The 26,081-nt window shown below is 47.7% G+C and carries 19 protein-coding genes and 1 tRNA gene; all 20 read right to left on the reverse strand.

The annotated features are described in order from the left end of the window. Positions 1-190 precede the first annotated feature (190 nt). The 20 genes from cas6e to folP all read right to left on the reverse strand — a co-directional run bounded on the left by cas6e (position 191) and on the right by folP (position 25,979). Complete coding sequence (cas6e, locus tag QT397_22455) at positions 191-961, reverse strand: type I-E CRISPR-associated protein Cas6/Cse3/CasE (protein ID WNZ55578.1); 771 nt, start codon at positions 959-961, stop codon at positions 191-193. A gap of 10 nt (positions 962-971) precedes the next feature. Beyond that, positions 972-1,673 carry a type I-E CRISPR-associated protein Cas5/CasD gene (cas5e, locus tag QT397_22460; GenBank protein WNZ55579.1) on the reverse strand — a complete coding sequence of 234 codons (702 nt, stop codon included), beginning with the start codon at positions 1,671-1,673 and terminating at the stop codon, positions 972-974. A 64-nt stretch (positions 1,674-1,737) separates the two neighbouring features. Next, positions 1,738-2,814 (reverse strand): type I-E CRISPR-associated protein Cas7/Cse4/CasC, encoded by a 1,077-nt coding sequence (cas7e, locus tag QT397_22465; GenBank protein ID WNZ55580.1) that lies wholly within the window; start codon positions 2,812-2,814, stop codon positions 1,738-1,740. A gap of 183 nt (positions 2,815-2,997) precedes the next feature. Next, positions 2,998-3,576 (reverse strand): type I-E CRISPR-associated protein Cse2/CasB, encoded by a 579-nt coding sequence (casB, locus tag QT397_22470; protein ID WNZ55581.1) that lies wholly within the window; start codon positions 3,574-3,576, stop codon positions 2,998-3,000. After that, positions 3,576-5,177, reverse strand: a complete 1,602-nt coding sequence (gene casA, locus QT397_22475; GenBank protein ID WNZ55582.1) for a type I-E CRISPR-associated protein Cse1/CasA — start codon at positions 5,175-5,177, stop codon at positions 3,576-3,578. The genes casB and casA overlap by 1 nt, the downstream gene beginning before the upstream one ends. A 765-nt stretch (positions 5,178-5,942) precedes the next feature. Further along, positions 5,943-8,006, reverse strand: coding sequence for a BREX system Lon protease-like protein BrxL (gene brxL, locus QT397_22480; GenBank protein WNZ55583.1), 2,064 nt, complete (start codon positions 8,004-8,006; stop codon positions 5,943-5,945). A 66-nt stretch (positions 8,007-8,072) separates the two neighbouring features. Further along, positions 8,073-10,640 (reverse strand): BREX-1 system phosphatase PglZ type A, encoded by a 2,568-nt coding sequence (gene pglZ / locus QT397_22485; GenBank protein ID WNZ55584.1) that lies wholly within the window; start codon positions 10,638-10,640, stop codon positions 8,073-8,075. Next, a complete protein-coding gene (locus QT397_22490) occupies positions 10,637-11,272 on the reverse strand; it encodes a retron system putative HNH endonuclease (protein WNZ55585.1) in 636 nt (211 codons plus the stop codon). The genes pglZ and QT397_22490 overlap by 4 nt, the downstream gene beginning before the upstream one ends. Next, positions 11,269-12,513 (reverse strand): AAA family ATPase, encoded by a 1,245-nt coding sequence (locus QT397_22495; protein WNZ55586.1) that lies wholly within the window; start codon positions 12,511-12,513, stop codon positions 11,269-11,271. The genes QT397_22490 and QT397_22495 overlap by 4 nt, the downstream gene beginning before the upstream one ends. An 8-nt stretch (positions 12,514-12,521) precedes the next feature. Then, positions 12,522-13,556 (reverse strand): hypothetical protein, encoded by a 1,035-nt coding sequence (locus QT397_22500; GenBank protein ID WNZ55587.1) that lies wholly within the window; start codon positions 13,554-13,556, stop codon positions 12,522-12,524. Next, positions 13,553-16,021 (reverse strand): BREX-1 system adenine-specific DNA-methyltransferase PglX, encoded by a 2,469-nt coding sequence (gene pglX, locus QT397_22505; protein ID WNZ55588.1) that lies wholly within the window; start codon positions 16,019-16,021, stop codon positions 13,553-13,555. Before pglX ends, QT397_22500 begins: the two co-directional genes overlap by 4 nt. Before the next feature lie 86 nt (positions 16,022-16,107). Continuing rightward, positions 16,108-19,692 (reverse strand): BREX system P-loop protein BrxC, encoded by a 3,585-nt coding sequence (gene brxC / locus QT397_22510; protein WNZ55589.1) that lies wholly within the window; start codon positions 19,690-19,692, stop codon positions 16,108-16,110. Positions 19,693-19,713: 21 nt separating this feature from the next. After that, positions 19,714-20,334 carry a DUF1788 domain-containing protein gene (locus QT397_22515; protein WNZ55590.1) on the reverse strand — a complete coding sequence of 207 codons (621 nt, stop codon included), beginning with the start codon at positions 20,332-20,334 and terminating at the stop codon, positions 19,714-19,716. After that, a complete protein-coding gene (locus QT397_22520) occupies positions 20,335-20,943 on the reverse strand; it encodes a DUF1819 family protein (GenBank protein WNZ55591.1) in 609 nt (202 codons plus the stop codon). Beyond that, complete coding sequence (locus tag QT397_22525) at positions 20,944-21,135, reverse strand: helix-turn-helix domain-containing protein (protein WNZ55592.1); 192 nt, start codon at positions 21,133-21,135, stop codon at positions 20,944-20,946. It abuts the gene before it with no gap. Between the two features lie 1,148 nt (positions 21,136-22,283). Next, positions 22,284-22,369, reverse strand: a tRNA-Leu gene (locus QT397_22530). 9 nt (positions 22,370-22,378) lie between these two features. Further along, positions 22,379-22,813, reverse strand: a complete 435-nt coding sequence (secG, locus tag QT397_22535; protein WNZ55593.1) for a preprotein translocase subunit SecG — start codon at positions 22,811-22,813, stop codon at positions 22,379-22,381. A 70-nt stretch (positions 22,814-22,883) separates the two neighbouring features. Beyond that, positions 22,884-23,618, reverse strand: a complete 735-nt coding sequence (gene tpiA / locus QT397_22540) for a triose-phosphate isomerase (GenBank protein ID WNZ55594.1) — start codon at positions 23,616-23,618, stop codon at positions 22,884-22,886. A gap of 119 nt (positions 23,619-23,737) precedes the next feature. After that, positions 23,738-25,090 (reverse strand): phosphoglucosamine mutase, encoded by a 1,353-nt coding sequence (gene glmM, locus QT397_22545; protein ID WNZ55595.1) that lies wholly within the window; start codon positions 25,088-25,090, stop codon positions 23,738-23,740. Between the two features lie 94 nt (positions 25,091-25,184). Further along, entirely contained in the window at positions 25,185-25,979 is a 795-nt protein-coding gene (gene folP / locus QT397_22550) for a dihydropteroate synthase (protein WNZ55596.1), read from the reverse strand. Positions 25,980-26,081: the final 102 nt, after the last annotated feature.

Genomic DNA, 26,081 nt, shown 5'->3' on the forward strand with positions numbered 1-26,081 from the left:
ATATACGGGGAACAGTATGAAGCTGGTTTGACCATCATCTCACCGGTCGATTTATCTCCGCTGATGCGGGGAACTCACTAAATCTGCCTATTTGCTATCCGCTAAAGTCTTAGTATCGTTGCAGATACTTTTGAATCCCAGCCCTCGCTCTCAAACACTTCCAGCTGTATAAAAACTCTATTTATCCCAATCAGATTCGGCGGATTAACATCAATCCACAACCAAATGCTTTGGCCGGCCCCATACCCGCAAAAATATTTTTTATAAATAATTCAGGTTCAGTAACCAAAAGCTCTCCCCGGTAATCCACAGAACTGAAACCAGCACCGCGCTGCTTTTTATGTAACAAATTCCAACGATACCCATTGCAGTGAAGCTTTGGTGGGTAAATATCAAATCCGAGGCGCGTTCCCCGGTGAATTAACCAGCTGCGGGCGGCAGTCTGGCTGACATCCTGTAACCGGGTTTCAATCTGCCCCTGGTCAAACTGCTCCGGCTTTTCCTGCACCAAGCTCTGCTTCAGCTGCCCTTTGCCACCTTCAACAGGTAAACCATGCAATTCGCACTGCTCCCGCAACCAATGGTATTGAGCATCCATCAGCACATCGTGCCGCTTGCCGCGCTTTTGCCCTTCAGTTTTACGAGCAATTGTAGGGTTCGCCCGCAGGCGGAAGGCCAGCCGATCGCCGGGGTTTAAGCGGGGCTCGAAGATTTTAGTCTCTACCAAAAATATCGGATTGTCCTGCGCAGGCCGGACTTTAGACAGCAGGTAATACACCGGTAGATTGCGTTTGCTAAGCAGCTGTTCCCGCGAAGATTCCTCACGAAATAAAAAGCGCTCATCACCCTCAAAAAGATCCCACAAGATTTGATGGATACCGTAGCTGTTCTCGCTGAGCAATCGGGCCAGCTGCTTCTGCACCGCTAGCGAGGGAGATAGTTGAACTCTGGATAAATACATAGCCGCTCCCTTATGACTGCCAGAGATTTTCAATACGCGGCTGGAACTGCCAGCGCTTGCGAGATAGGGGCTGATCGAGACGGCTGAGCCGCTGTACAGATCCTGCTGAAAACACTCCATCTTCCGCAGAGAAATCATCCAAGCTACCCTCCCAGTAGTAACGACAACTCTCTTCAGTGGGCAACCAGCGCTCCTGCCGGGCCCATTCCGGTTGGTAATCCAGCAACTCCGGGGATTCATAATGATCCAGGGCGCTGCGGAAATTATCCGCACCGATCACCCGTGCGGCAGTGGGGGCTGAAAGTGGAAATGCTTTTCGCCCTAGGTAGAGGTGATACTTTGGCCGGGCCAGGGCTTCACACAATTCCGCCAGAGTCCAGTTAGCCTCTTCACAGGATCTCAGGGCCACTATCGCCTGCGCATCCACCAGATACTCCCTGCGGGATAACAGGGTTCCCAGACGCGCTTTCCCTACAATCAGCTCATCCCGGCGCGTATGATAGCGGCGCTTGCCAGCGGAATCTGGGACCTGCACCGTGTGGAAATCCTTTAGCAAAGTGCCGACATTCAGCACCTTCACCGCCTGGCGATATTGCCGGGCCAGGCTCTGGTGTAAGTCCTCTCGCTCCCGGGGTATCCCCAGTGCCGCACCAAATAGTCCCGCGATAGCAGATTTACCCGGGTAGTGTGCGCTGTGGCGGGACTCTCCCACAGCTACTTCCCCCAGGAAGCCATGGCACCGTAAAGACGAAATACTAGGTATTCCATAGCGCCACCTATTCGCTGACAAAGGCTAAAAGTTCCTCGATATTACCTTCGCCAGTTACAGCATTGAGAACATAGCGGCTATCAGCACAATCCCCGTACACCTTATCGAAACTCTGCAATTGCTTTTGCAGTGCATCAATAGCGTCATGGGCGTAATCCTCGCTATAGCGATCAACCGGCTTCAGGTAGGCCGCAGAGAGAGAGCGCGGTTGCTGGTCACCGGCTTCGGCCACGACATAAGAGGCATAGGCACGGCTGGCATAGCTGTTTTGTTTACCGCTGGGAGAAACTTTAAGGATTGTCTCAGTCAGCGCAGCTACAGCTCGATCGGCCAGGGGTTTATCCCCGCCCAGGTTTTCAATGAGCAGCTCTTTGTTAATGCAGATATAGGAATAAAATAATCCCGCAGCAAAACCCGCCTCCCCCAAGTGAGCGGCACCGGCATCCTCGCTGCGATCATTCAGGTCATCTACCGCAGTAAAGTAATCATCTTCAATCACTACAGAGTGAGCCGAGAGCGCATGGGCTACCTGGCACGCAGCTTCAACGTTATAGGTAGGCTTGGAAGCGAGCATGCGGCCAAACAAGGCGATATCCACCGCCATATTTTCCTTGCGCAATAAATCCAACTCCGCCTTCTCCGGCTCACGCCCCTCTTCTGCCAAGGTTTTCAGTAGTGCAATGATCCCGTTTTGCTCGGCACTACTGAGGTGAACTAACTGCTCGATTTCCAAGTCAGCCAGAGGGTTATCTTTTTCCGGCTTTTTTAACTTACCGAATTGCTCGGCAATTTTCTGGGCCCACAATTTGGCCTTTTTTTCAGAGACGCCCAGCTCCAATAAAGTCTCATAGGCCAGTACCCCCTGACGCTTGGTTCTGGTACCAATGAGGCTATCCTTCTGCTCCGTTGCCAATACCTGCTGGAACAACTCTGACGTTCGCCAGTGACGCTTAAGGCTCTGGGAGGAAATTCGCAGGCGATCACAACCTCCCATCTTCGCTGTTTTTGGCCGCCCCAAATCATCCCGGTTCAGGTTCGCAGGGGGATAGGCGGTCAATACATGCAATTGAATAAAGCGGCTCATAAATCTCTCCTTGTTGCGACCGTCAGGCCATCACATTACTTCGATTCATTTCTCAGGTATCTGATCAACAGTCACTGTCAATCGGTCTGGCTTTGCTCTGTGCTTAGTGTTGTTATGGGAATAGCATTTAAAAATTCTTTAGGCCCCTAAGACCCCTTTAATTTGGAAACTTTTGAATTTTTCTCAATCTGGTAATACAGCGTAGTAATCAGTTGCCCAACGCACAGCCAGGCGTTCCTGTGGATGCCGTGCTGGAATCGTGCGCATCTCTCTTTGCCAGTGCAGCAAATCATTGGCAAGAGAAGCTATATTGGCCCTGCCATCCAGCAGGGCCAGGGCCCGTACTATGCGGCGATAAAACTCGGCCGTATCGCGACTTTTTTGTAACTGAAAAAAGCGCAGCTCACTTAAAGGGGGGCGCCCGCCCCTCTCCCGGGGCATAGCCAGGGATCGGGCAAAACTGACATCCATAGCCTCGCTGCTATCAATATCAATTGTTTTGCTCGTGTTATCAGCTTTTACGTGTGCAATTACTGTGGCTACCAGAGCCGCATCTTCGATACGAATTTGCTCATCTTTCTGCCAGCGCTCTGGCATATCCTTTAAAAAACGGATAAAGGCGGGAGTAGGCATTACATCCATGGGCTCTACCGCACGGCGCAAACGCGCTCGATCGGCCCTGCCAGCTTTGTCATTGAGCCAGCGGTGCCACTCGCGCAGTCGGCTCACATCTGTATCGCTAAGATATTGATATCCGGCCATCACAATTCCTCCTGTTGTTGCTCAACTTTGGCTGTATTATCCAGAGCATTTAAACTTGCCAGACTAGCGAGCTTATTTCTTAAAAAACGTCGCGCCCGAGTCACTCGCTGCAATTTCAGGTCTTCCGCAGAGCCCTCCATTGACCAATGATCAAACTGCGCCAAGGCCATTTTTTTCAATATGTGTGCCCAGGCAATAGCCACCGGTGCAGGTGTAAATTGGGATTTATTGCATTCGAGGGATAATTGCTTGAGCGAGTGATAAAACTGGCTTTCCGTCGCCTGCCAAAACGCCTGATCGACAAATGAAAAATCCCCTTTAGCCTCATTAGGGTTATTAAACCAGGCAGCCTTGACCCTAAAGCGCAGCTCTTTCAAAGTATCTTTTGCAGCCGTTAAAAGCTGCCCTGCCAGCTGAATAAATAGCGACTGATGCTCAGGGGAAATAGGCAGTACTGGCATTTCCTGTTCATACCAGCAACGCGCTTTCATATTGTCCATGTCATAGCCAAAACCCCATAGACGCACATCGACATTCGAATCCAGTTCTTCGAGAACTTCCGCATAATCCTCATGGAATAAGCGCACCGCCCGGCTCGCTTCATCGCCATTTGAATGGTCATTCCACATAAGCCCCAACCAATGCCGATAACCGAGACCACTCTGTTGACCTTTCAAACTCAAGGGTGGGGCTTTTTTCTTGGAATCACGTCGATAGGGCGTCAGGGGATGAATCCAGGGACCCTCGTAATTAATGCCATAATTCTTAGTGGTATATTCCCGAATTAATTGACTCGTCTGCTCTCCACAAAGATCGCAGTAACCCTTGCCTTCTCTTGGGCTATAGAGACGTATCCTGCGCGGCATACCCCAGTACATTTGCAGGGGATGGGTATCATTGGGAGACGTAGAGGAACCTTGTTTGTCAGAGAGGCGGGTGGGAGCGAGCCAGGGGAAGATACAACTATCAGAGCTTTCAGACCTCGCCCCAAACTCCTCTCGTGGCAAGATATTGAGCCACAATTTCTGCCAAAGGTTGGCATCTTCTGCCTCTGGCATTATCAATGTGGTCAAAGGGCCACCACCACGCAAACTGGTTCTATGCCCCACGCCTCCGGAGGGGGCGTTAATTTGCAACGTAAATAACGCACTAGCGGCACAGCTGGGACATACACCCTGCACCCTACCGCCCTTAATAAATAGATCCTGATTATCTCTACAGGTTTTACTGCCCGGCGCCTCAATCAGTAGGGCGGCAATCGACTTTGATTCCCCCACACTCAATTCCAAGTCCTGCATAAATGCAGGCCCGGACTCTTGAAATAATTCAAAATTGGGAGCGTAGCTTTGCAGCCGTGATTTTAGTGTTTCCTCAGTAGGCGCCTTTTTCCAGTAGACTCCCCAATCATCGACACTTTCAGGTGCAAAAGCTGTTTGCAACAGGCCAATTAAAAACTGGAACAGCGCCCCGCGAAAATCCGGTCGTACCGTGCAAATGTCTACGACAGGATTATCCACCTCGGCAATTTGCCAAGGAGCAATTCTTTCCTGCATACCGCATCGCCGGATAATTGGCAGCCAGGAATCTTCAACCAAATTCACCACGATCCTCCCTGATCTGGTCTCCACCCGTCTTTTGTTGTAGTAACGCCAACTGTCACCCCAGAGAGGAAACAACTCTAACCAATGCAGTGCAGGATTGTCATTTCAAATTCGTTTAACTTAACTATGCCACTACACGGGTACTAACCCCTTTACCATATTCCACTCTGAAGCTAGAAAACTGATCTGGCTCAAGTGCTGGGCATCTTTTCTATCATACAAACAGGAAACCATGGGTACAGACCCGGGCTGGGCGTTACACACCTGTTTGCGTATTGCCCCAGTCTGGGCAGGGGTATTTTGATGGATTTGGCCAATATGCGGCGCTAAGATTTTTATTCGTATTCAATAAAAGGAATAAGAATTAAAAGATTTACTTTGAACCCTAGCAAGCTCTCAAATGCTATTACGCATAAAAATTCCCAATGGTGGCTTTTTATTTTTGATGGTTCAGAGTGCCGTTTCCCCTTATACAAGGCTTTGATAGCAGTATTAATCCTGAGATTAGGCTTGACTATGGATCACATTTTCTGAAGATAAAGAAATAAAACTAAGATATAAACACTATCTTCTACACTAATTTTAAATCAGCATAATTATAACATATTAACATTAACTATAACTATTAACAAAGAGGCGCGTACCACTTATATTAACAATCTTTATCTAGCAAAAAATATCAGGAGATAATACCTAAGCACCTGCATCTAGCCAAATCAGATTAATATATACATCAATTCAGAGCACCCAGCATTGAACATCACCTTAACTTCTCTTGTAGCTTATTTTAAAAGCCCTACAAGCTCGATGCTGCTGTAGACGATTTGACAACTCGAAAGTATTGTTCATATCATATTTTTGGAAAATATCTAAACCGCGATCTAGCAAAACTTTCCAACCTGTATCTACAACGATACTCCTCTCAGACTGTAACCCAACACCTTCAAAAGAATAGTAAAACTTAACGCCTGCCGTACTTACCGTTTTTTGTATCTGGTTGAAATAATCACGTTGTTGATCTCCTTGAAATTCATCTTCCATGGTAACCAATCTGACCTCAACTTCATCCTCGTCGAGCTTATTCTTAACAATGGTTTCCATCAGTTCCATCAGATTCCTAGCTTGGGAAAGTAAGCGAATACATGGGTCAATAATGGTAATATATTTTGCCCTACTGATATAAGGACCTATCAGTTGATCGTAACTTACACCACGCTGATTCTCCATAAAGAGCAACTCCTGCTCTTTCAACTCTGACCGTAACGCAACCCCTACCGAACCAGTCGGCGTCACTTTTGAATCATTATCAGAGGTCGGTATATCTATATCTGGAGAGCGAATATCATCACCCTCAGCCACGCTTTTGTGAAAATAATTAGGGTATTCAATTTCTTCCAAAGTCACTACTTGATTTTCATTTCCCACCTTGTCGGCATAGGAAAAATTAACTGCTGCATAAGTGTTGTCAATTCTTAACAGCTGATCCTTAACTCTTTTTCGACCTTCCATCGCAAACGCCAGTACTTCTTCAATCTCTTTATCTGTGGCGCCGCCCTGCGGAAAAAGGATCTTCATCAAGCCTGAAAACGTTTTATTAATCGCATCTCTATCACGGGTAGAGATATCTGAGGATAAGGTAAAATGCTCTTTGTATTGATCTGAAAAATCCTGATTGCGAAGATGGCGAAGAATTTCAGCCAAGTAGTCCACCACAAAGCCATAACCGGCCGAGAACATCTCACCTCGAATAATATCTACTTCCCAACCAGGAATGTAACAGTGCAACCTATCCAAAAATGCAGAATCGTAGAACTTCTCAGGCAGCGCATCAAACAGATCACTGTGTTTGAGCATATAGGGCAGGCTGTGCTCGGTATTGCCAACAAACACCATCGAAGCATCAGCACCCAAGGTCTCAACACCACGGGAGAATGACTTGTTCGCCATGTAGTTCTTCATGATGTCGACTAGCGCTTTATCCACACGCTTTTGCTTACCGGCAAACTCATCAAAGGCGACAGTATCCCAATAACCCACCAGACCGATCTTTCCGGATGAGTTATTCACAAAAAGCTTAGGCACCGTGACCTCACCACCAGAGATTAAAATACCGTGAGGCGAGAATTCAGAATAGATATGGGACTTACCGGTGCCCTTAGGACCAAGCTCAATCAGGTTGTAGTTGCGCTCACAGAAAGGAATCAATCGCACCAGCTGGGTTAACTTACTCCTGTGGCCAAAATACTCAGGATTGAAGCCGATACTCTGCACCAAGACATCAATCCACTCCTCCAGAGTAAATTGCTTGCGCGCTTCTATGTAGCCCTCATAGTCGAAGTGTGACATTTGAATAGGCTTAATGCTATTCAATATCCAGGGGCTGGCATCCTTGTCTTCGATATGATCATACTCAAGACCTGCAATCACCCAGACACCACCAATCAATAACTTAGGGTGTTTTTTTACCGTACTAGCATCAATCAATACCTTTTTGATGCCAAGATTGGAGAACGCCATCTCATAGCAATCTTTCTTGTCATTCAGTTCAACGCTGACTTTATCAATGACCTTATGCCGGCCCTTCTCACGAATAGTAGAACGAATCAGCCCAGCTTCGTTACGATGAACATAATGCTTGGCCAGGATCTCCTTAACTGTTTGAATGCCACTTTCAATACTGTCTTCATCGCTGGTGGCACAATACTGGCCCAACAGGTACTCAAGTACATAAGAGGGAACGATGGCATTGCCCTTCACGGTTTTAACCAGGTCTTTACGCACTACAAGCCCAGCAAACACATCACAAATTTTGTTATTCAAATCAGTCATCACACCTCCTCGGAAACTCTATTTCCTTGATTGCGTAACATCCTGTTTTCGCCATGTTCAGTAGCCTTAAAAGTCGAAGTCACTGGTGAATGAGCGACGAATCTTATAAGGAAGTTGCTTATAGTCCTTATACTGATTGGTGCCTGAAACTGGCTCTTCCAGTTTCAGCAACACCTCCTGATTATTTGCCTCATCAGCATCCTGCGTTAAGACAAAGCGCAACTTCATTTCACGCTCACGGGGGTTCTCAGAGCTAAGATCCAACAACACCTCATGGCTATCAGAAATGAGCTTGCCGCCGTCAGTATAAAGGCCCACACGTAGCTTTCTGGGCTGAATCTTATCGGTCACCGCCTCGGTCTGATAAAGAGTGACGGACAGCTGCCCCGAGGTAATCACATTGGTTCCACCGCGTAGTACATCCACCTCAACAGCAGCAGTATCGCTCTGGCGCTTTTTGTTAATACTAATAACAGGGATCACCGTCTCTTGCAGTGTGGCTCCACCGTGCACAAAACGACTACCTGAACCACTCAGACGCAGGCGTTGAATGCCTTTAGGTATTACGGCTCCCACATCACCACTTAAATTCAGCTGTTCTGCACTAAAGCCCTTCAAGGCTTCACCGCCATTCAGTCCCTTGCCCAGTACAAAACGCCTGTCATTGTAGAGCACTTTACCTTTCACATCGTTAGCGAGGAAGTCGCTCTCTTCCAGGGGTTTGTTTTGATAGATAAAGCCGTGGTCAGCGGTAACCAAAATATTGCTAGCATTGGCATTGGCCAGCTTTTTGATCAACTTCATCAAGTCGTCAAAGGTTTTTTCGGCGGCCTCAAAAGCTTCACCCTCTGACTGCATTTTGTCGCCGGTATGGTCAATGCGGTTGTGGTAGATATACAGAACATCGTGGCCTTTCAGCAGCTCACGGTTCTCGGCAATGGTCCGCTCCAGCAGGTCTTTGGCCAGAACGGCGCCGGCCCGCTCACCCAGCAAGGCTTTGAGAACTTTATCTCGACCTTCACGCCCCTGCGTAGACTGAGCGCCCATGGAGACGGTCGCCGTCTTGTTCTCGGCAATCTGTAATGGCATTTCCGAAGACTGGGGAAGCAGGGAGGCCATACCCAATTGGGTGTAACTGGGCAGCGATGACAGTGCGTGCTCCAGCTTGGCCTGGTAGCGATCTTCCTGGCGAATACGGCTCACCATCTCGTGCCCAGCCTCATAGCGGAAGGCATCAGAGATGATCACGTAGATCTTCTTATCTTTATCCTGATAGGGCTTAACCCACTTGCGGTAGAACTGGGCCTGCGGGGCTACATCGGGCACTTGCCACGCAGCCATAGCGTCCACATGCTGTTGCCAAGCATTATTCAACGGCAGCAGGTAGCGGTTGGTGTATTGGTTTTCAATCTGCTCTGTCAGTGAGTTCAATAGGGTATTCTGGGCGGATACCTTCAGGGCATAAATATACTGCCGGTAAAGCTGATCCAGCTTGTACCAATGACTGGTATAGCCCTGCACAGCCTCGCTGCTATTAGCCATCGACAACTGAGCGGTATCCAGCAACGCCAAAAACTGACTAGCGACATCCACCGCACTGTAGAGGTGCTGGTACTTGCTATACCAGTGGCCCTGCCTGCGTTGACGGCAGTACAAGGCAATCTCACCTTGTGGGATAGTGCGCTTCTCTACCGCTGTCACCAGCTCATGGATTAATCGCTTATCAATCAGTTCAAAGTAATCCAGCTCGATCAGTTCTTTTAGATCTCGATGAGTCAGATCAGCCTCAAGGTTCAACAGCTCGGCACAATCTTCCGACAAGGCCTCAAAACTGGCCTCGTGGGTACGGCTATCCTTCCAGCGTTTGAAGAAGACCAGAGCATCGCTGCTGAGCTTGATCGGATCATTATTGAGTGGTGACTCAAGCCCCATTGAATAACAGGACTTAAACAATTCAATAGCAAAGTCCTTAATACTGGGGCTGTCAGTATGGTAGCCATAGTGACGCTCGACCTGCTGCCACAAGAAGCCATCCAAGCCACTCCGTTCTATCAGCTGATAGAGTGGAGTTTTTCCCTTATCGAAAAGCGACTTCTGCAATTCAGCGAGTAGCAACTCCAGTACATTGTCTATTCTGTCTTCGCCTTTCTTATTGGCTCCGGCGCAAACAGACAGCATCTTCATCCGCACCATCGGCAGAGAATCTTCTGGGGTGAGGAGCTTCTTCAACGCTTCTTTGCGTTTGGCGGCCTGAGTCGGTGCTCTGCCCGGTTCAAAGAAGGCACTGTGATTTTCAACCACCTCGGCGAACTCATTGGGTAATTCAAGCTCACTTAACCAAATAGCCACCTGATCGGTACGGAAAGTAGTAAAAGCCAGCTCTACATCCAGTAGCCAGTTTTGTAGCGGCTCCGGTTGCTTACCTTCTTTGTAAATCAGAAACTGCTGCTTAGGTGATTCCCGCAATACCCTGTGTTTTATGCCAAACTCATTATCGGCTATTTCCAACTTCTCAACATCAGTTAGCTCCAGTGCCTCAAATTCACTGCGCAGCTCTTGCTTACCGTCATACCAAAAGACAATGCGATGCTTGGCAAATAGCCGCGCTAATGCAGCATCAATACGTGAACTCATGCTGCCACCCATTCGCTAAATACACTTTCTACCGCAGAGACAAACTCCGACAAGGTTCCATCCTCTCCCCTAGCAAGATAACCAGACACAAAACCAGCCAAATCATCAGGTGAGAGATCTTCGTCTAAAAAGGGCTCTAAAGCCTTTTCTCTCAGAGCATTAAATTTAGGGATGCCCAGCCCTAACCGGGTAATCGTTTCGTTTGCTGCCCTATCTGACGGATTCGTAGGGTCTATCGAACCATTCGCCCCAAAAGAAAAGCGGCCTTCACAGTCAGGATTTAATGGCGATACAAACAGCTGATCATCATACCAATTGCCTTTCAAATCCCCACAATGACTCGGTGCGCCTTTCTTAATATTATTCAGGCAGGAACAAATCATATTCGAGAAATCAAGAGGATCTACATCATCAGACTCTTGTGGTTTGCAATGTTCAATATGGCTATCCGTTTCAACCAGGCGGCGCTCACAATAGCAACAGATACCACCTTGTTCCTTGATAAGCGCATCCTTTACCGCCTTCTTTTCGTTCCCGCTTAAATCCGAATAGGTGGGAATCCAATCATCATTCGCCAGCGCTTTCCAGTTGGTGAACAGCTTAGGTTCAACGCCTTTTTTGATAGCCCTCATTTGCCAATCAGCTCCTTGCGCTTGATTAACACACGAGCTTTTACTAATTCAGGGTCTTCACCAATTTCCTTAGCCAGCGCTTCAATTTTTTTACCGGCCTTCTCTAAATCACCTTGTGAAATCGCAGAAAAAACCGACAACAACTCCTCGTCAATTTTATCAGGGCGTGTCGTATTCAGCCCCATTAAATCTTCCAGTATACGATCGACATTTCTACCGTAAGATTCAGTGGGTTTAACAACGCTAATACCCTCAGGCGAGGACGACATCAGATAAATATTATCAGCAGACACATGGTTCAAGACATGCGGGGAATGGGTAGACAATAAGAATTGAATACCAGGGAATGTCTCACGCAAACGCGCAACCATCATGCGCTGCCACTTGGGGTGCAAGTGCAGATCCACCTCATCGATCATCACAATGCCATCCCCCAGCAGCGGGTCATCGCGATCCGGATTGGCTATTGCCAAGCGGCGAGCTAAATCACCCACCATAGCCATCAAACACTTTTCGCCATCAGAAAGCTGATCTACCGTCAGTACTTCACCGGACTTTTTTACCTCCATACGCAATGGATTACGCCGAACCCTTAAATCAGTAAAGTCTGGCATAAATTGGTTCAACGCCTCACGAACCGCATTCAATTGCGTATCGTCAGGCTGAAGGTTATCCGAGCGCTGCTCATTCTCCAGATCTTCACGTTCGCGAAACCACTCAAAAAAAGTGCGGAAGCTTGCGCCACTGGTTAGTGAATCATCAAAGGCCGATAACAAATCAAAGCTGTGGCGCTGGCGAATGCGTAGAGGGATATCCAATACGGCGCGATTAACTGGATAATACGCCAATAAAGACAAATTCCCTTGCTGCTCTTCCATATCCTGCTGCATTCGCTTAGCAAGCTCATTCAGCTGTTTAAAATCTGATTTTTCTGTATGACTTCGAGCACGCCTAGTTTTCACCTGGCTCCACATCACGTCATCACTATCCAGCTTTAGAGCTAAATCGACTTTAGAAAAATTTTCACCGTTACGAATATCCGCTTCAGTAATCGGCCTTCCAGACGAACCACTGTGTTTAATGCGATTAATTAACCAAGATAACATCACTGCCGAGGCATCCAGCAAGGTAGACTTACCACTGCCATTCATCCCCACAAACACATTGATATGTTCGTCCAACTCTATGGGCAGCTTTTTGATACCACGAAAGTTTTCTAAATCCAGCGTTGATATATACATGGTATCTCCTAACTTAAGCTGGTGACTTTTTTCAGCGCTTTACCAAATAGCGGATAGTTGTATTTAACGCCATCATCCAAATCGATTTCTGGCGGCTTACCAGCCAGCGGATACAGGGTTTCATGTTCGTAGTCGTTTATCTCATCCAGCACTTTATTGATCTTCTGGATGGCCTTAAGAGCCTGGGTCTTCTCTTTCTGACTGGCAGACGCACTGACCTGTATTTGTTCATGGCTTTCTTTGCGGGCCAGTAGCTTGGTACGGAATTCACGCAGGTAGTCATTCAACACCACACTCACCGTATCGGGGCGGTAGCGATGCATATAGATCAAGGCGTTGAAAGAGCCTTTCGGGCTGGAGAACATCCAATAGATGGGGCGTTTTTTATAACGCTTAACATGATCGGTGTAGAAGTCCTTCAGAAAGAACTTCTTGATATCTTTGCCGATAGCCTCTTCGATAAAAGCTAGGTTTTCGGCAAAGTGTTCCTCACCAAATGCAACTTTCAGGAATTGTTTAAAGCGCTCGGTGATATCATCTTCGAACCAGTCGCCATCAAAGTCGATTAAAGGAATGACATTGTCGTCATCTGGCATAAAAGAGGGGCTAGGGACGTGTTTCAGATAATTTTCTAGGGTGTCGCCTTGATTAGCAAGAACTAAACCTTCTTTATCGAGAGAGTATCGTCCCAATAAACAGCCAACAGAATATGAAAGGAACTCTATGATTGTATCAAAAAGAATCCTTCCATTTCTTTCTTCAGGGTTGATAGAGGAGTACCTATAATCAACATTACAGCTCAACGTAATGTCTTGTATAGGTACATCTGAAGTTAGCTCGTCCATCAAGCCATATGCATTGATGAATGCTTGGTTACTCTGCTCCTCAATGGACTTTAGTTCGGCTATTCTATCGGCATATATATTCCTTAGGCTCGAATAGACATCCTGCAAGCTACCATTACTATCCCGGCGAACCACTAACGGCGAAGCCTTAAAGTCCCAGGAAACCTCATATTCATCCCAGTCATCTTTGGCTATCACAACAGCTCGATCTGAAAGCCCCCCACAGAATACAATTTTTTATAATCGTTTATAACAGGAAGAACTTTCATGCTGCCAGGACCAAATCCCTTAGGAGCAACAACTCTCAATAATGGAACTACCACTTTTGAATGCAGGAAAGCCATTGTAAATGGGATGCTCTTATCATCCTCAGAGAAAAACATTGAATTTTTCTGATCAAAGACGAAGCCGCTATCTACATATCTAGTACTAAGTCTATTGGATATGTTGTTATATGCTATGCCCTTTCTAAAGTAGTACGACTGGTTGCGTACAGTAGAGCTCTTATGCTCTTTTATTTCAGCACCATCAAATTGCCAGTTAAGGATATACTCGTTATTGCCATACCACTTTCTATAGTCACTTCCCTTTACATAGGGAAACCACTTTATATCACCAGGAAAGTCCTCGCCGAGACAGTCGCGCTTAAAAAATATATCCTCACTAGAGACCTCAAACCATCTACGCATAAAGCGGTCGTTGTCACCAGTTTGAAGCCCAGTAAATGCCTCTGATATTTCCTTAAGCTGGAGACCATCACGAAATGCCGACAGAGAATGATCAGAGATAAAATATGCAAACACACTCCTGGGAAGCTCTGAGAAAAGCTTTGCAGAAACCCTGAACAAGCCGCGCCTAGCTAAAAATGCAGCCTCCTTTTCCTTCGAGTTGCCCTCCTTGGTTAAGTCAAAAAAATCACTTTTCTGATCAATTCTTCGCCCCTTACCCAAAGTGAAAGCGGCGACCTGAACAACCTCACCCTTAATTTCATCAAATGCATGCGCCCCCAAGTGCATCAAGCTTAGAATTTGAGATTCTTCTAATAATGATTCTCTAAACTCGGTATATTCATCACCAGACATCCAACTGTCCATTGTAACCATGGAAACAATGCCGCATTCGACAACAAGCTTAAAGCTGCGCTCAATAAACATGGCAAAGAAGTCAGCACATGTATCTGGATAGCAGCTAGCAACCCAGGCCTGAAGCTCCTTATTCATATTTTTCTTGCCCATATATGGAGGATTAGCAAGAACGACATTGTATTTTTTCTGCAGAAACTCGGCCTGATATAAAACCTTCAACACCGACTTATGGGTATCAGAGAGAAAAAGCTCCCCTGAAACATTTTTCCCCTCCAACGCCGCTAATGTACTAGATGGGGACTTAAAAGTTGGTCGAATCAAAGAGCCAAAATTATCTGCCCCCTCGAATTCCTTCAGTGTTTCTCTTAGATCTTGTGTAAACAGATCTTTACCGGCAAAATCGATGTAGCTATCTAACTCCTGCTCAGTAAAAGACACTTTCTCCAATCGACAAATGTTAGGTTCAACCGGACTTCTGAAGAAACGACGACGATTGTTACCCTCATCATTCGGACTACCTTTAACCGCCTTCATGGTTAGCGCAAAAGCTGCCAACTCAGCCGCACGCTCATCAATCTCGATGCCGTAAAGGTTGTTGGCTAGAATATTTCTGGGTATTTCTATGGCGTCATAGCCCGAATCCAGATAAATTGCATAAAGTAGGTCATAAGCATAGGTCAGCATATGACCGGAGCCGCACGCGGGGTCACAAACCTTAATCTCTTCCGGACTACTGATTTTGAGAAAGTCTTTCTCTTCTTCAACAGGCTTGATGTAGTAATCCATTTGCTCAATCACTTTCGAATTTGGATTATTCAACATCCACAAACGACCAATCGAATTCTCAACCAGATAACGCACAATCCAATGCGGCGTAAACAGCTGCGTCGCTGCGGGAATATTTTCGGGGGTGATTTTTTTGTTCTTCTTTAAGCCATCGAAGACTTCGTCTTTTTTCTCGGAAATATAAAACTGATACAACCAGCCAATCGACTCAACCGACTCACATGCCTCGGGCGTCATCGCCTCACGGGTATAGGCCAGGATGGAGTTCCCAGATAAGAGATCATCCGGCATTAGCAGCTCGGTGTAATCTTCAATACGCTCAAATAAATAAGGCATGATGCGGTGCAGATCGTTACAGACAGCCACAATCAATAAGCGAAATGCCTCTGACTGGCCATCACGACTGGCGATAGAACCACTGAGTAGGCCAAATACCTTCTCGCGGGTGGCTGCGTTGACGATACCATCATCAATATGCCCCGCTTTGGCTTCAGCTAGTATCTCTGGTTGAAACTGACCCGCCAATGGCGAGATCACCATAATGCGGTTGTATTGGTTCACATCCATAAAGCGCAGGGCGCAGAAGCGGTTAAACCAGATATAGGCCACCTGTTCAATCAACTGCTCTTCCGTTTGCTCTGCCAGCTTCTTTTCAAGTTCCGCTATAGCCTTGGGGTGTTCACGGCGGGCTTCGCTCTCTCTATCCATTACCAGCTTGAGCTTGCTTTCGACCTGCTCAATTAAGCTACGGCGAGCGTATTGGGCGAATTTTTTAAGTCTGGTTGTATCCATTATTTGCTCTCTTCAACTATACCGCTTAGACACGCCTAACTTCGACATTCTGGAAGAGCGTAAAATTTTTAATGCGATTTTATCGATCATAGCTGTATCTGCTTCCCATCGTTAATCGCTGCCAATAGCGCTTTTTTGTATTCTTCCAAGTACAGCTCAACATCCTGCTCACTGGCCAGCCAGGGCTTGTGGAAATCCACTTTGACGTTTCTGGCCGCTATGGCCTGTGGTGGCCAAGGAGTAACGGAGGGTTCTTCTACACCAAACGGATCAACTGTAGGCTCTTCGCCGTCATCACCAGCAGGTACTGGCTGCTTTGCCGTAGAGGGAGTTGCTTTGGCCAGTTCCGTTTTGGGCTGGAGTGTAGGCTGACTCCAGGTCATTAACTGCTGTACCAGTTTCGAGTAGTCCTGCTCTTCAAAATCGCTCACTTGAACTCTAAGCTTGTCGATCCGGTCCCGGTCATTGAGCTTGGCAATGGCACTGTCGAATCTGGATACCAGTTGGTTTTGCTTGTCTTGCTCCAACGCTTTGTATTCATTAAAGCCGGTGAGTTTGTCTTTTAACGATTCAATGCTGCCAATAGCGACTTCGCGCTCTTTGATCAACAAAACATTTAGAGCTCTATCTAGATTCTCGACATGGCCTTTAAGCTTTTGGATAGCAGCGCCTTTATAGATATCAGGACTGACTAAGGCATCGGCTATCTGCTGATGATCATCACCCTCTACATATTCCAGATTGTCCTTTTGCGCTGCCAATAGTTGCTTGGCCTCATCAAAGCTGACCTTTTGTGGGCCTCGCATAAACTTGAGAATGGGGTCTATGGTTTTCTCTTTGAAATCGAACCACTTGTCTTCATCGCTGGTCAGCTCTGACATAAACCAGGTATAGGGCTTGTCTTTAAGTCCTTCTAACTCAGCTAATATAGGAGACAGTGCGCGAACAAATGGATATTGCTCAGACTGAGCTAGGCACTTACCCAGAGTATTGGCCTGCGCGACAAAGCCTTCCTGTACCTCTTTGGCTAGGGCTTTCACTTCAGTAGCGTGGGCCACTTTGTCGAAGTAGTCATTGTAGAATTCTTTAACTTTACGGATCTGCGACTGGCTAAACTCCACTTGTGGGTCGAGTATCAAGCTGCCATGTGAGGCGGTATTCTTTAAGGCTCTGGCTAACTCGGCGTCATCCAACAGGTTGGTAGATTCACGTATCTCGACCTTGGCGCGACCACAGAGATGAGCTAATGTGCAAAGTACAGCTGCAAATGACCAGCCATAGGGCTTGCTCTCAAATTTCTCTAACAGTGATTTAACGGTAGTTCTGATACCGCCACGGTTATTGCTTTGAATAAAAGACAGCATTTCTTGCTGAGCTTCTGGTAGTTGGGTCTCATCACCAAACAGACCCTGCTCAGCTTGGGTGAGAATATCAGCGATGTTGTTTTCGCTATAGCTGTGATCCCGCAACATTTTTAGATTCGGGTAGGTGTGCTTGATCAGTTCACCAAAGGCTCTGATCATTTTGCCTTGGCCATCTTCACCACCTAGCTCAAGGTCGTGGCCTGCCACGTAATATTTTGCGGTGCCTATTAATTTACATATAAGGGTTCTTAAATTATCTAGCCGAACTGCATTGTAGCTACGCTTCTCGGCAATGATCCGTTTAATAGAGTCCTGCTGTGTGGTACGGGTAGCGTGTTCGGCATATTTTTCTGTTTGCTTGTAGAGAATCAGGTCCTTGACCAGGCGCTCGTTATCAGCCATGACGATTCTGACTTCGTGGGCATAAACGGTATCAGTTTTGTGTTTCTCTAGCTGATCAGACAGGTCGTGAAACGGCGAGATAACATTGATGGCTAACTCATGTTCGCGACCAGAGAGGTTGTCATCCAGTTTGCGACTGAAGTTATAGTCCTGATTGTTTTCATCCCAGCGAATTTTTCGGGTTTTGAGTACGCCATCGTAGATCAGCTTTTCCAGCTCGCTAGTGACAACACTGTTATCGACTTCGGTGTTTTTGATCTCTTGCTCGATGTCTTGCTCTTCGTCGGTGAGGTATTCGTAGAGCTCGCCGTTACGCTGAATGTAGGTTTCTTTCTCCAGCAGGTTTAAAGCTTCTTCGATCTCAAGCTTCAGCGAAGGAATATCCCGCTCAAAGCTGTCGTGCATCAACACACAGAGGTTGCGCACACTGGGTTTAAATTCCTTGACGTATTTCACCAAGAACAAGGCTTTCAGCAAGCGTACAGCGAACTGATTATCAAGGTGTTTCTCGGCCTTGATAATGGATTGCTGTATGGCTGTTTTCAGTGCGGTGCGGATGCCTTCAAACATCAGGTCGAAGGTGGCCAGCTCGCCAAGCTGATGGCCTTTAATCGCTATGGCGACCTGCTGGAATACGCCTAGCATGGAGCGCTCACCGACAGAACTGTGTTTACCTTCAAAGGCGCTATGAACGGACAGGTTCTGAATGGCCGACTGGAACAGAGTGAACTGGTAGGGAATAAATGGGTAACTCTGGATAAAGTGTTCCCTGTCCCGATAGTTTCTGTAAGTCTGGGAACCATCGGCAAAATCAAACAGGGTTTTAAAGTTATTCTCTTGGCTATGGAACAGCTCAGATAGATTGGGAACGAATTCTTCTTTTTTCTCCAGCAGGCGACGCTGAATCACTTCAGCGACATCCTGACTGGTGAGCTTCATGCGGTTTTTGAAACGGGCCTGAATTTTGGTGAAATCATTCTCGTTCTTCTGGCTGACTTCGCCCAGTACCGATGACATATCTTCCTGAGCCGTAACAATCACCCAGGCCTGACCTTTACATTTGGTAGCCAGGCTTTCAGCGACGGTTTGCAGGTTAGTCATCAACTTGGTGTTACCGGCGATGTATTGACCCACCTCATCAATAAAGAAGTTTAAGCGGAAACCTTCTTCCTGCTTTGAAATATAGGCTTGAACCTGCTCGGCAAAGTCTTCAATCGACAGGCGATAATCAGAACGGTATTTGTCCAGAATACCGCTTACCGCTTGCCCCGATACTTCGGTATAGGCTTTATCGACCGCATCGGCCATGCGCTTGGCACGGGCTCGGCCCTTCTCCCAAGTCATACCGCTAGTAGCTTCAAAAGCTTTTGAGAAAGCATCCAGCTGATCATCACCGGCTAACTCACGCTCGAACTGGGCGATGTAAGCCTGTTTGCCATAGTAGCCACAGTGCTCATCGAAGACTTTAACAAATACGGCAATCAAAGCATCCATTTCTGTTTTGCTGATGACATCGGCCTTTTGATCGATATTAAACAGGATGCTTTCAGAAGGGATGGCAACAGCACGCTTAAGATCACTGGCAAACATACCGCCTTCGTTGAGTGGGCGTTTCTCCAGGAATATTTCCAGCGGGGTAATGTCCTCGATGGGGCTGTTTTCTAATAACAGGGCGAGCATCTTCAGCAGGTGGGATTTGCCCGAGCCAAAAAAGCCTGAGACCCAGACACCGTTGGCCCCTTGGTAATTCAGGTAGGCATCCAGAAAGATATCGAGACGCTTGGCAACTTCATCGGTAACGACGTATTCATCTAACTCTAAATACAAGGCCACATCATCATCGGCCTTGATAACACCTTCTATCGGGCGATCTACTGGCTTGGTAAATAACTTTTCTAATTTCATACTCATCTCTTTCTACTTCCTTTAGATGGCCCGATCCAGAATATTAAATGCACGGTAGTATTTATCGTCTTGTAGCCTGCCGAATAGCACCAGCGATGCACCGCTCTCCAGCGAGTGCTGGTAGGACCCCGGGAAGAACATCAGAGTCGGTTTCTCCTTGGCTCGCTTTTGCAGGTTGTTCAAAATGTTGTGTGAACGGATGTAGGGGAAGACTTCGCCGACACCAGTGATTAACAGTACTTTGAAATCAGTCGCCTGCATTTTTTCGGCAATGGCCGGGGTGATGACGGTCTCAATATCCAAGACACCCTGTAGCTCTTCTTTTAATTCATCGCGACTCATGGTGGCTTCGTTTTCTAACAGCCACTCCCAATCGCCTTCCTGCTTTAATATTTCGACAACCAAGTCGTAGAGATTTATCTCTAGCACAGGCACAGACCGATCCAGCAGATCATTCTTAAGCTGCCTGAGCATCTGATTGATATCGACCTGAATAGCTGGGTCGTAGGGGCAGATATGAAAAGGCACCTCATTATTCAGGCCTTGATTGGCCAGGAAGCCACCATCAGAGACGACAGCAAGTAGCTTCTCGTAGGCTTGCTGCAAGTTCTTTTTATCGATGCTGTTAAAACTACTGGTCACTTAGCGTTCCACCCCAGGGAAGAGGCTTAGATCTTCCCTATTCTGATTTTGTGAAGAAGAGCTTTGAATCTGTCCCAGCAGCGCCGGACTTATCTGCTGGCGCACTATTTCATCGTGCTCGTTGATCAAGCCGCACTCTCTTAACATTTTAAACAGGACTTGCCTTGCCTTAGCCTTGGTCTGCCTCGATGCTGCATCCAGATTGTCATGCCACTCGGCTTTGGCATTGAAGAAAGCATCGTAATCCTCGTGACTGAGTGCATATCTTGCCGCATCGTACTGATGGCACAGCACTTCAACTGAAAAATCCTTAATCAACTGGTAGCGTCGACAGAGCGCCAACCACAGGACCTGCTTTTGTTCTGTATCAGTTCCATGGGCCAATAGTTCCAACTCTTTGTCACCGAGCTGCTGCAGGCGACGGGAGACTTCGCCATAGAGTTTTTTCAGGGTGCTAGCAGTGCGGGACTGGAATGTATTGTTTTCGAGCACATGCGCTTTTACGAAAGCCCAATCATCCAGCTCACACTTGAGTGCAGCTACATCAATAGCCTCTCTGATCAAAGCAGCTCCAGTGGTAAAACTGAGTGAGTAGTGGTCGTCCGCCATTTAGTGTGGGGTCTCATCCTGTTGATTGTGCTGTTCTTTAATCCAGAGCTCTATCTCAGTTTGCTTAAAACGCCAGGAAGCACCGACCTTAAAGGCCGGGATTTTACTTCCGCTGGCCATCCTATATACCGTACGCTCGTTTACCTTTAGGTAATCAGCTACCTGCTTCACTGTTAAAATTTGTTCTGTCATGTTCTATTCCCATCGAACCGCCTGACTGGTATTAATTACACTGGCGATACTCGGGCTATAGCCAGATAGTTATCACCGACAGAGGATTGTTTCTCAAAGGGGTGTATTTGATCGCCAAAGTACGACACGCTAACTAGGAAGAAGCCTAATTTGGATGAGCTATTTTATACGATACATTGGCTGGCCCCTCGCAGAGCTCTGCATTCTAATTGACGAACAGAGCAAGAAACTAGAAAGCCGTTGCCACTCCCAGGAATGGGTGCCACCAAGTAACAACTTAACGAGTATCACTTGCTATCGACCTTCAAGAGTGTCGAAATAGTACATTGAGGTACAGTTATCTACAAGAAAGTACTGTTAAGGCTGAGCACTCTCAACATGGCCAACTCCCTATCATACATACCTAATTTAACCCCAAATTTGCAGGGAATCTGCAATTCAATGGAATCAAAAGTCGGACTTCAGTAAGGTGCCAACAGAATTCATCGAGTGAAAATAGAAAGTAACTATGTGCTGCATAGCTTCCACGCTGGAATTTCGTGGGAGATCGAGTTACGCCGAAATGTAATCAATTTTAGATTACTTTTAATCACCCCTCACACTCGAAAGATAGAAATTATCGAGCAACAACCTCAATGGTCTAGCTACTATTTTTCTAAAAAGGACAAAGGACAAAGGACAAAGGACAAAGGACAAAGGACAAAGGACAAAGGACAAAGGACAAAGGACAAAGGACAAAGGACAGGCTTGATGATATATAGCTGAAGAGAAAAGATTTAAAGAGAGGTTAGAACCAGCCAATACCCTGCCAAACTCCAGCAACAGACTTTTGCAACTTTCTGCTTCACCCTACAAACACTTTGCAAGTGTGCCAACAAAGCAGTTACGAATTTAATACGCCCCTGCTTACAAGATTGCTTCCACTCCGAAATCAGGAAGCACAACCAACGACCACAAAAGGCTCAAATATTTGCTGCTCAACATTGTAAACTTATTAACTACTTCCGCAAGAAACACTAGTTAGCAAAGTCTATATAGAAGCAAAGAAGGCCAAACAACAAGAGAGAAAATCTTTGATACCCCAGATAGCAAAAAGCCCGGATTTACCGGGCTTTTTGGATGATTCCGAACTTCTTCGGATCTTGATGTGGTGCCCAGGGCGGGACTTGAACCCGCACGAGCATAGCTCACTACCCCCTCAAGATAGCGTGTCTACCAATTCCACCACCTGGGCAAAAATCTTTTACTGCTGTTCCTCACTTTCCTGGTTAGCAGCTGGCTCTTCTGAACCGGTGCTGTCTGCAGGAATCTGCGGGATATCGCCAGTTTCCAAATCTGTTTCGAGCTGCGGGATATCGCTATCGATAGCAGGCAGATCTTCGGCTGGGCCAATTTGCTGCTCCATTGCTGGAATTTGCGGAAGGTCCGCATCAACGTTGGCGCCTGCACCTTGCTTAGCCAGGATGGCCAGGCCGAAACTGGTGACGAAGAATACCGTCGCAAAAATTGCTGTCAAGCGGGAAAAGAAATTTCCGCTACCTTGACTGCCAAAAACTGTCTGGGACGCGCCCGCACCAAAGGATGCACCGGCTTCGGCACCTTTACCTTGCTGCAACAAAATCAGGCCAATAATGCCTAATGCGGTCAAAACGTGTACAACTAATACCAATTTTTCCATTTTCTGGAAACTCTCTACCGGGGTCTAAACAACCCGTTATTCAGTATTCGCCAACCCGCGTGCTGTGAATTTAAACAGCAGCGCGACAAATCTCAGCAAACTCGCCGGCATCCAGCGAGGCTCCACCCACCAGGGCGCCATCAATATCTGCCTGGGCAAAAAGCTCCCTGGCATTTGCGGATTTTACACTACCGCCATATAAAATCTGTACTTCAGCGCCCAAATCTCCCAACTGCGAGCGAATAAACGCATGTACAGCTTGGGCTTCATCAGGGGTCGCAGTTTTCCCCGTGCCAATGGCCCATACCGGCTCATAGGCAATCACGGACTGCTTCCAGCCAGCCGAATCAATGATATCGGCAACCGCTTGAAGTTGTTCTGCAACCACTTCGAGAGTGCTCTCCTGCTCGCGTTCTTCAAGGGTTTCCCCGACGCAAAGTATTGGAGTCAATCCCGCCTCTTGGGCCGCAACAAATTTTTTCGCCACTAACTCACTGGTTTCTCCGTAGAGACTACGGCGCTCAGAATGCCCGACAATAACGTAACGGGTATTCCAATCCAGTAACATGCTAGCGGAAACCTCACCAGTAAACGCCCCTTTGGGCTCCTGGCTAAGGTCCTGGGCACCCAAGCTGAAACCTCCGCTCTTTTCCGCCGCATCAGCCACCAAGCCGAGGTATGGAAAAGATGGGCAAACAACAACACCGGACTTCACACCTTCGAGGTTGAGTTCGGTGAAAAAACGTTCGGCAAACTCGCGGCTGCCGTTCATTTTCCAGTTTGCTGCTACTAGCGGTGTTCGCATGTGTGCTCCTTCAAGGGGCGCAAATCTTAGCGACATTGACGCCAACATACAACCAAAATTATACGAGTTTCTTCTACGCCCCAAGAGGACCGATTTACTACGGGTTAAATCGCAGCAGATCAGTTATTTCCAATTCGCTCCACCACGGAGGAAATATCTTTGGCCAGCTGTTCCACCAGGGCGCTGTCGCGACCTTCAACCATTACCCGAATCAGAGGCTCTGTGCCAGATGGCCGCAGCAGCACACGTCCGCTGTCTGCGAGCTGACGTTCTGCATCGACAACAATGGCCTTAACGTCTGTGTGATCGAGAACACCATCGCGATGAGCCAGTTGCACATTAATCATGTGCTGGGGGAACATTGTCATACGGGATTTAAGCTGATGCAAGGGCTCATCAAATTCACACAGGCCACGCAGTACCTGCAGTGCGGCAATGATACCGTCGCCGGTGGTAGAAGCATCGGCACAGATAATGTGGCCTGATGACTCGCCTCCCAGTTTCCACTGATTAGCTGACATTTTTTCAAGCACATGGCGGTCGCCCACTTTGGCTCTCTCAAACGGGATTTTGTTTTCGCGCAATGCAAGCTCAAAACCGTAATTGCTCATCAAGGTGCCGACAACACCACTGCAACCGCCCAAGAATTTATGCTGGTGCATGGCAATGATATACAACAGCTGATCGCCATCGACCAATTCCCCATTGGCATCGACGAACAACACCCTGTCCCCGTCACCATCAAAGGCTATGCCCAGGTCCGCACCGCGCTTAACCACGGCCCGTTGCAACTGCTGTGGTTTAGTGGAGCCGCAATCTAGATTGATATTGAGTCCATCAGGGCCCGCTCCAATTACGCTGACTTCTGCTCCCTGCTCACGAAACACCATCGGCGCTACGTGATAAGTGGCTCCATTGGCGCAGTCGAGAACAATCTTCAAACCCTCAAGGGAGAAACCCCAGGGCGTGGAAGCCTTGCAGAACTCGATGTAACGCGCGGCTGCATCATCAACTCGATAGGCGCGACCGAGATCGTCAGAAGTTTCCATCGGCAGCTCGAGAGCGGCTTCAATCTCCAATTCAACCTCATCCGGTAACTTGGAGCCTTCAGCGCTGAAAAACTTAATGCCATTGTCGTGGTAAGGATTATGGGAGGCGCTGATAACAATGCCTGCACCGGCATGGAAAGTCCGGGTCAGGTAGGCGATCGCCGGAGTCGGCATTGGCCCCAACAGGGCGACATCCACGCCAGCATTAATCAGGCCCGCCTGCAGCGCTGCCTCAAACATGTAGCCGGAGACCCGAGTGTCCTTACCGATAAGGATGCGGGGACGTCGGTGGTGTTTAGCTTTGGAAATTCTTCCCAGTACCTTGCCCGCTGCATATCCCAGGCGCAGCATAAAATCGGGAGTAATTGCTCCCTCGCCAACGCGACCACGAATACCATCAGTGCCAAAATACTTTCTTTCCATAACGCTTCTCAATTGTGTACTTCGCCGCTTTTCTGTTCTGTCGGAAAACCACAACAGGACCCTGCGGCTTAAGGTCTCTGTAAGACATCACTCATCAAATTTCGCTGCAAACCAATTGCTGCATGCGCAACACATCCACGGTTTCCGCAACATCGTGGACACGTAAAATTCTTGCGCCTTTTTGCGCAGCCAACATGGCCAGGGCCAAGCTACCGGGGAGTCGGCCATCTACATCTCGATCGAGCAGGCGGCCGATCATCGACTTACGCGACAAGCCTGCCAGTATGGGCATATCCGCCGGCGCCAGCTGCGACAAATTACGCAACAACGCTAAATTGTGCTCATCGGTTTTGCCAAAGCCAAAACCCGGGTCGAGAATGAGCCGGTCCCGTGTCACCCCCAGATCGATACAGAGATCGACCCGTTTCTGCAGATACCTGGCGACATCCTCTACAACATCAGTGTAAGACGGATCATCCTGCATAGTGCCGGGCTGACCCTGCATATGCATCAGGCAGATCGCCAAGCCACTCTCGACGGCTGCTTCCAGTGCACCCGGGCGCTCCAAGGCACGAACATCATTGATCAGTCCCGCCCCTACCGCAGCTGACTCACGCATCACTGCCGGAGTACTGGTATCGACAGAGATAATCGCGTCAAAGTTCGCTTTGATTGCCTCCACCACCGGCACTACCCGATCCAGCTCCTGCTGCTCGGTGACCGCCGATGCGCCGGGGCGTGTCGATTCTCCGCCAATATCCAGGATTGTCGCTCCCTCAGAGAGCATCTGTTCCGCTCTCTGCAGAGCCAGGGTCAAGTCCAGGCTACCGGAGGCATAGTAATTGCCACCGTCGGAAAAGGAGTCTGGCGTTGTATTCAGAACCCCCATAACCACCGGTTGGGAGAGGTCTAAGGTGTGGTTACCACAGATAATTTTCATTGGCTGAAATAAAAAAATGCCAGATCGGAACAGGCTATCGCCCTATCCCCA

The organism is Microbulbifer sp. MKSA007, from assembly GCA_032615215.1.
Lineage (GTDB): Bacteria > Pseudomonadota > Gammaproteobacteria > Pseudomonadales > Cellvibrionaceae > Microbulbifer.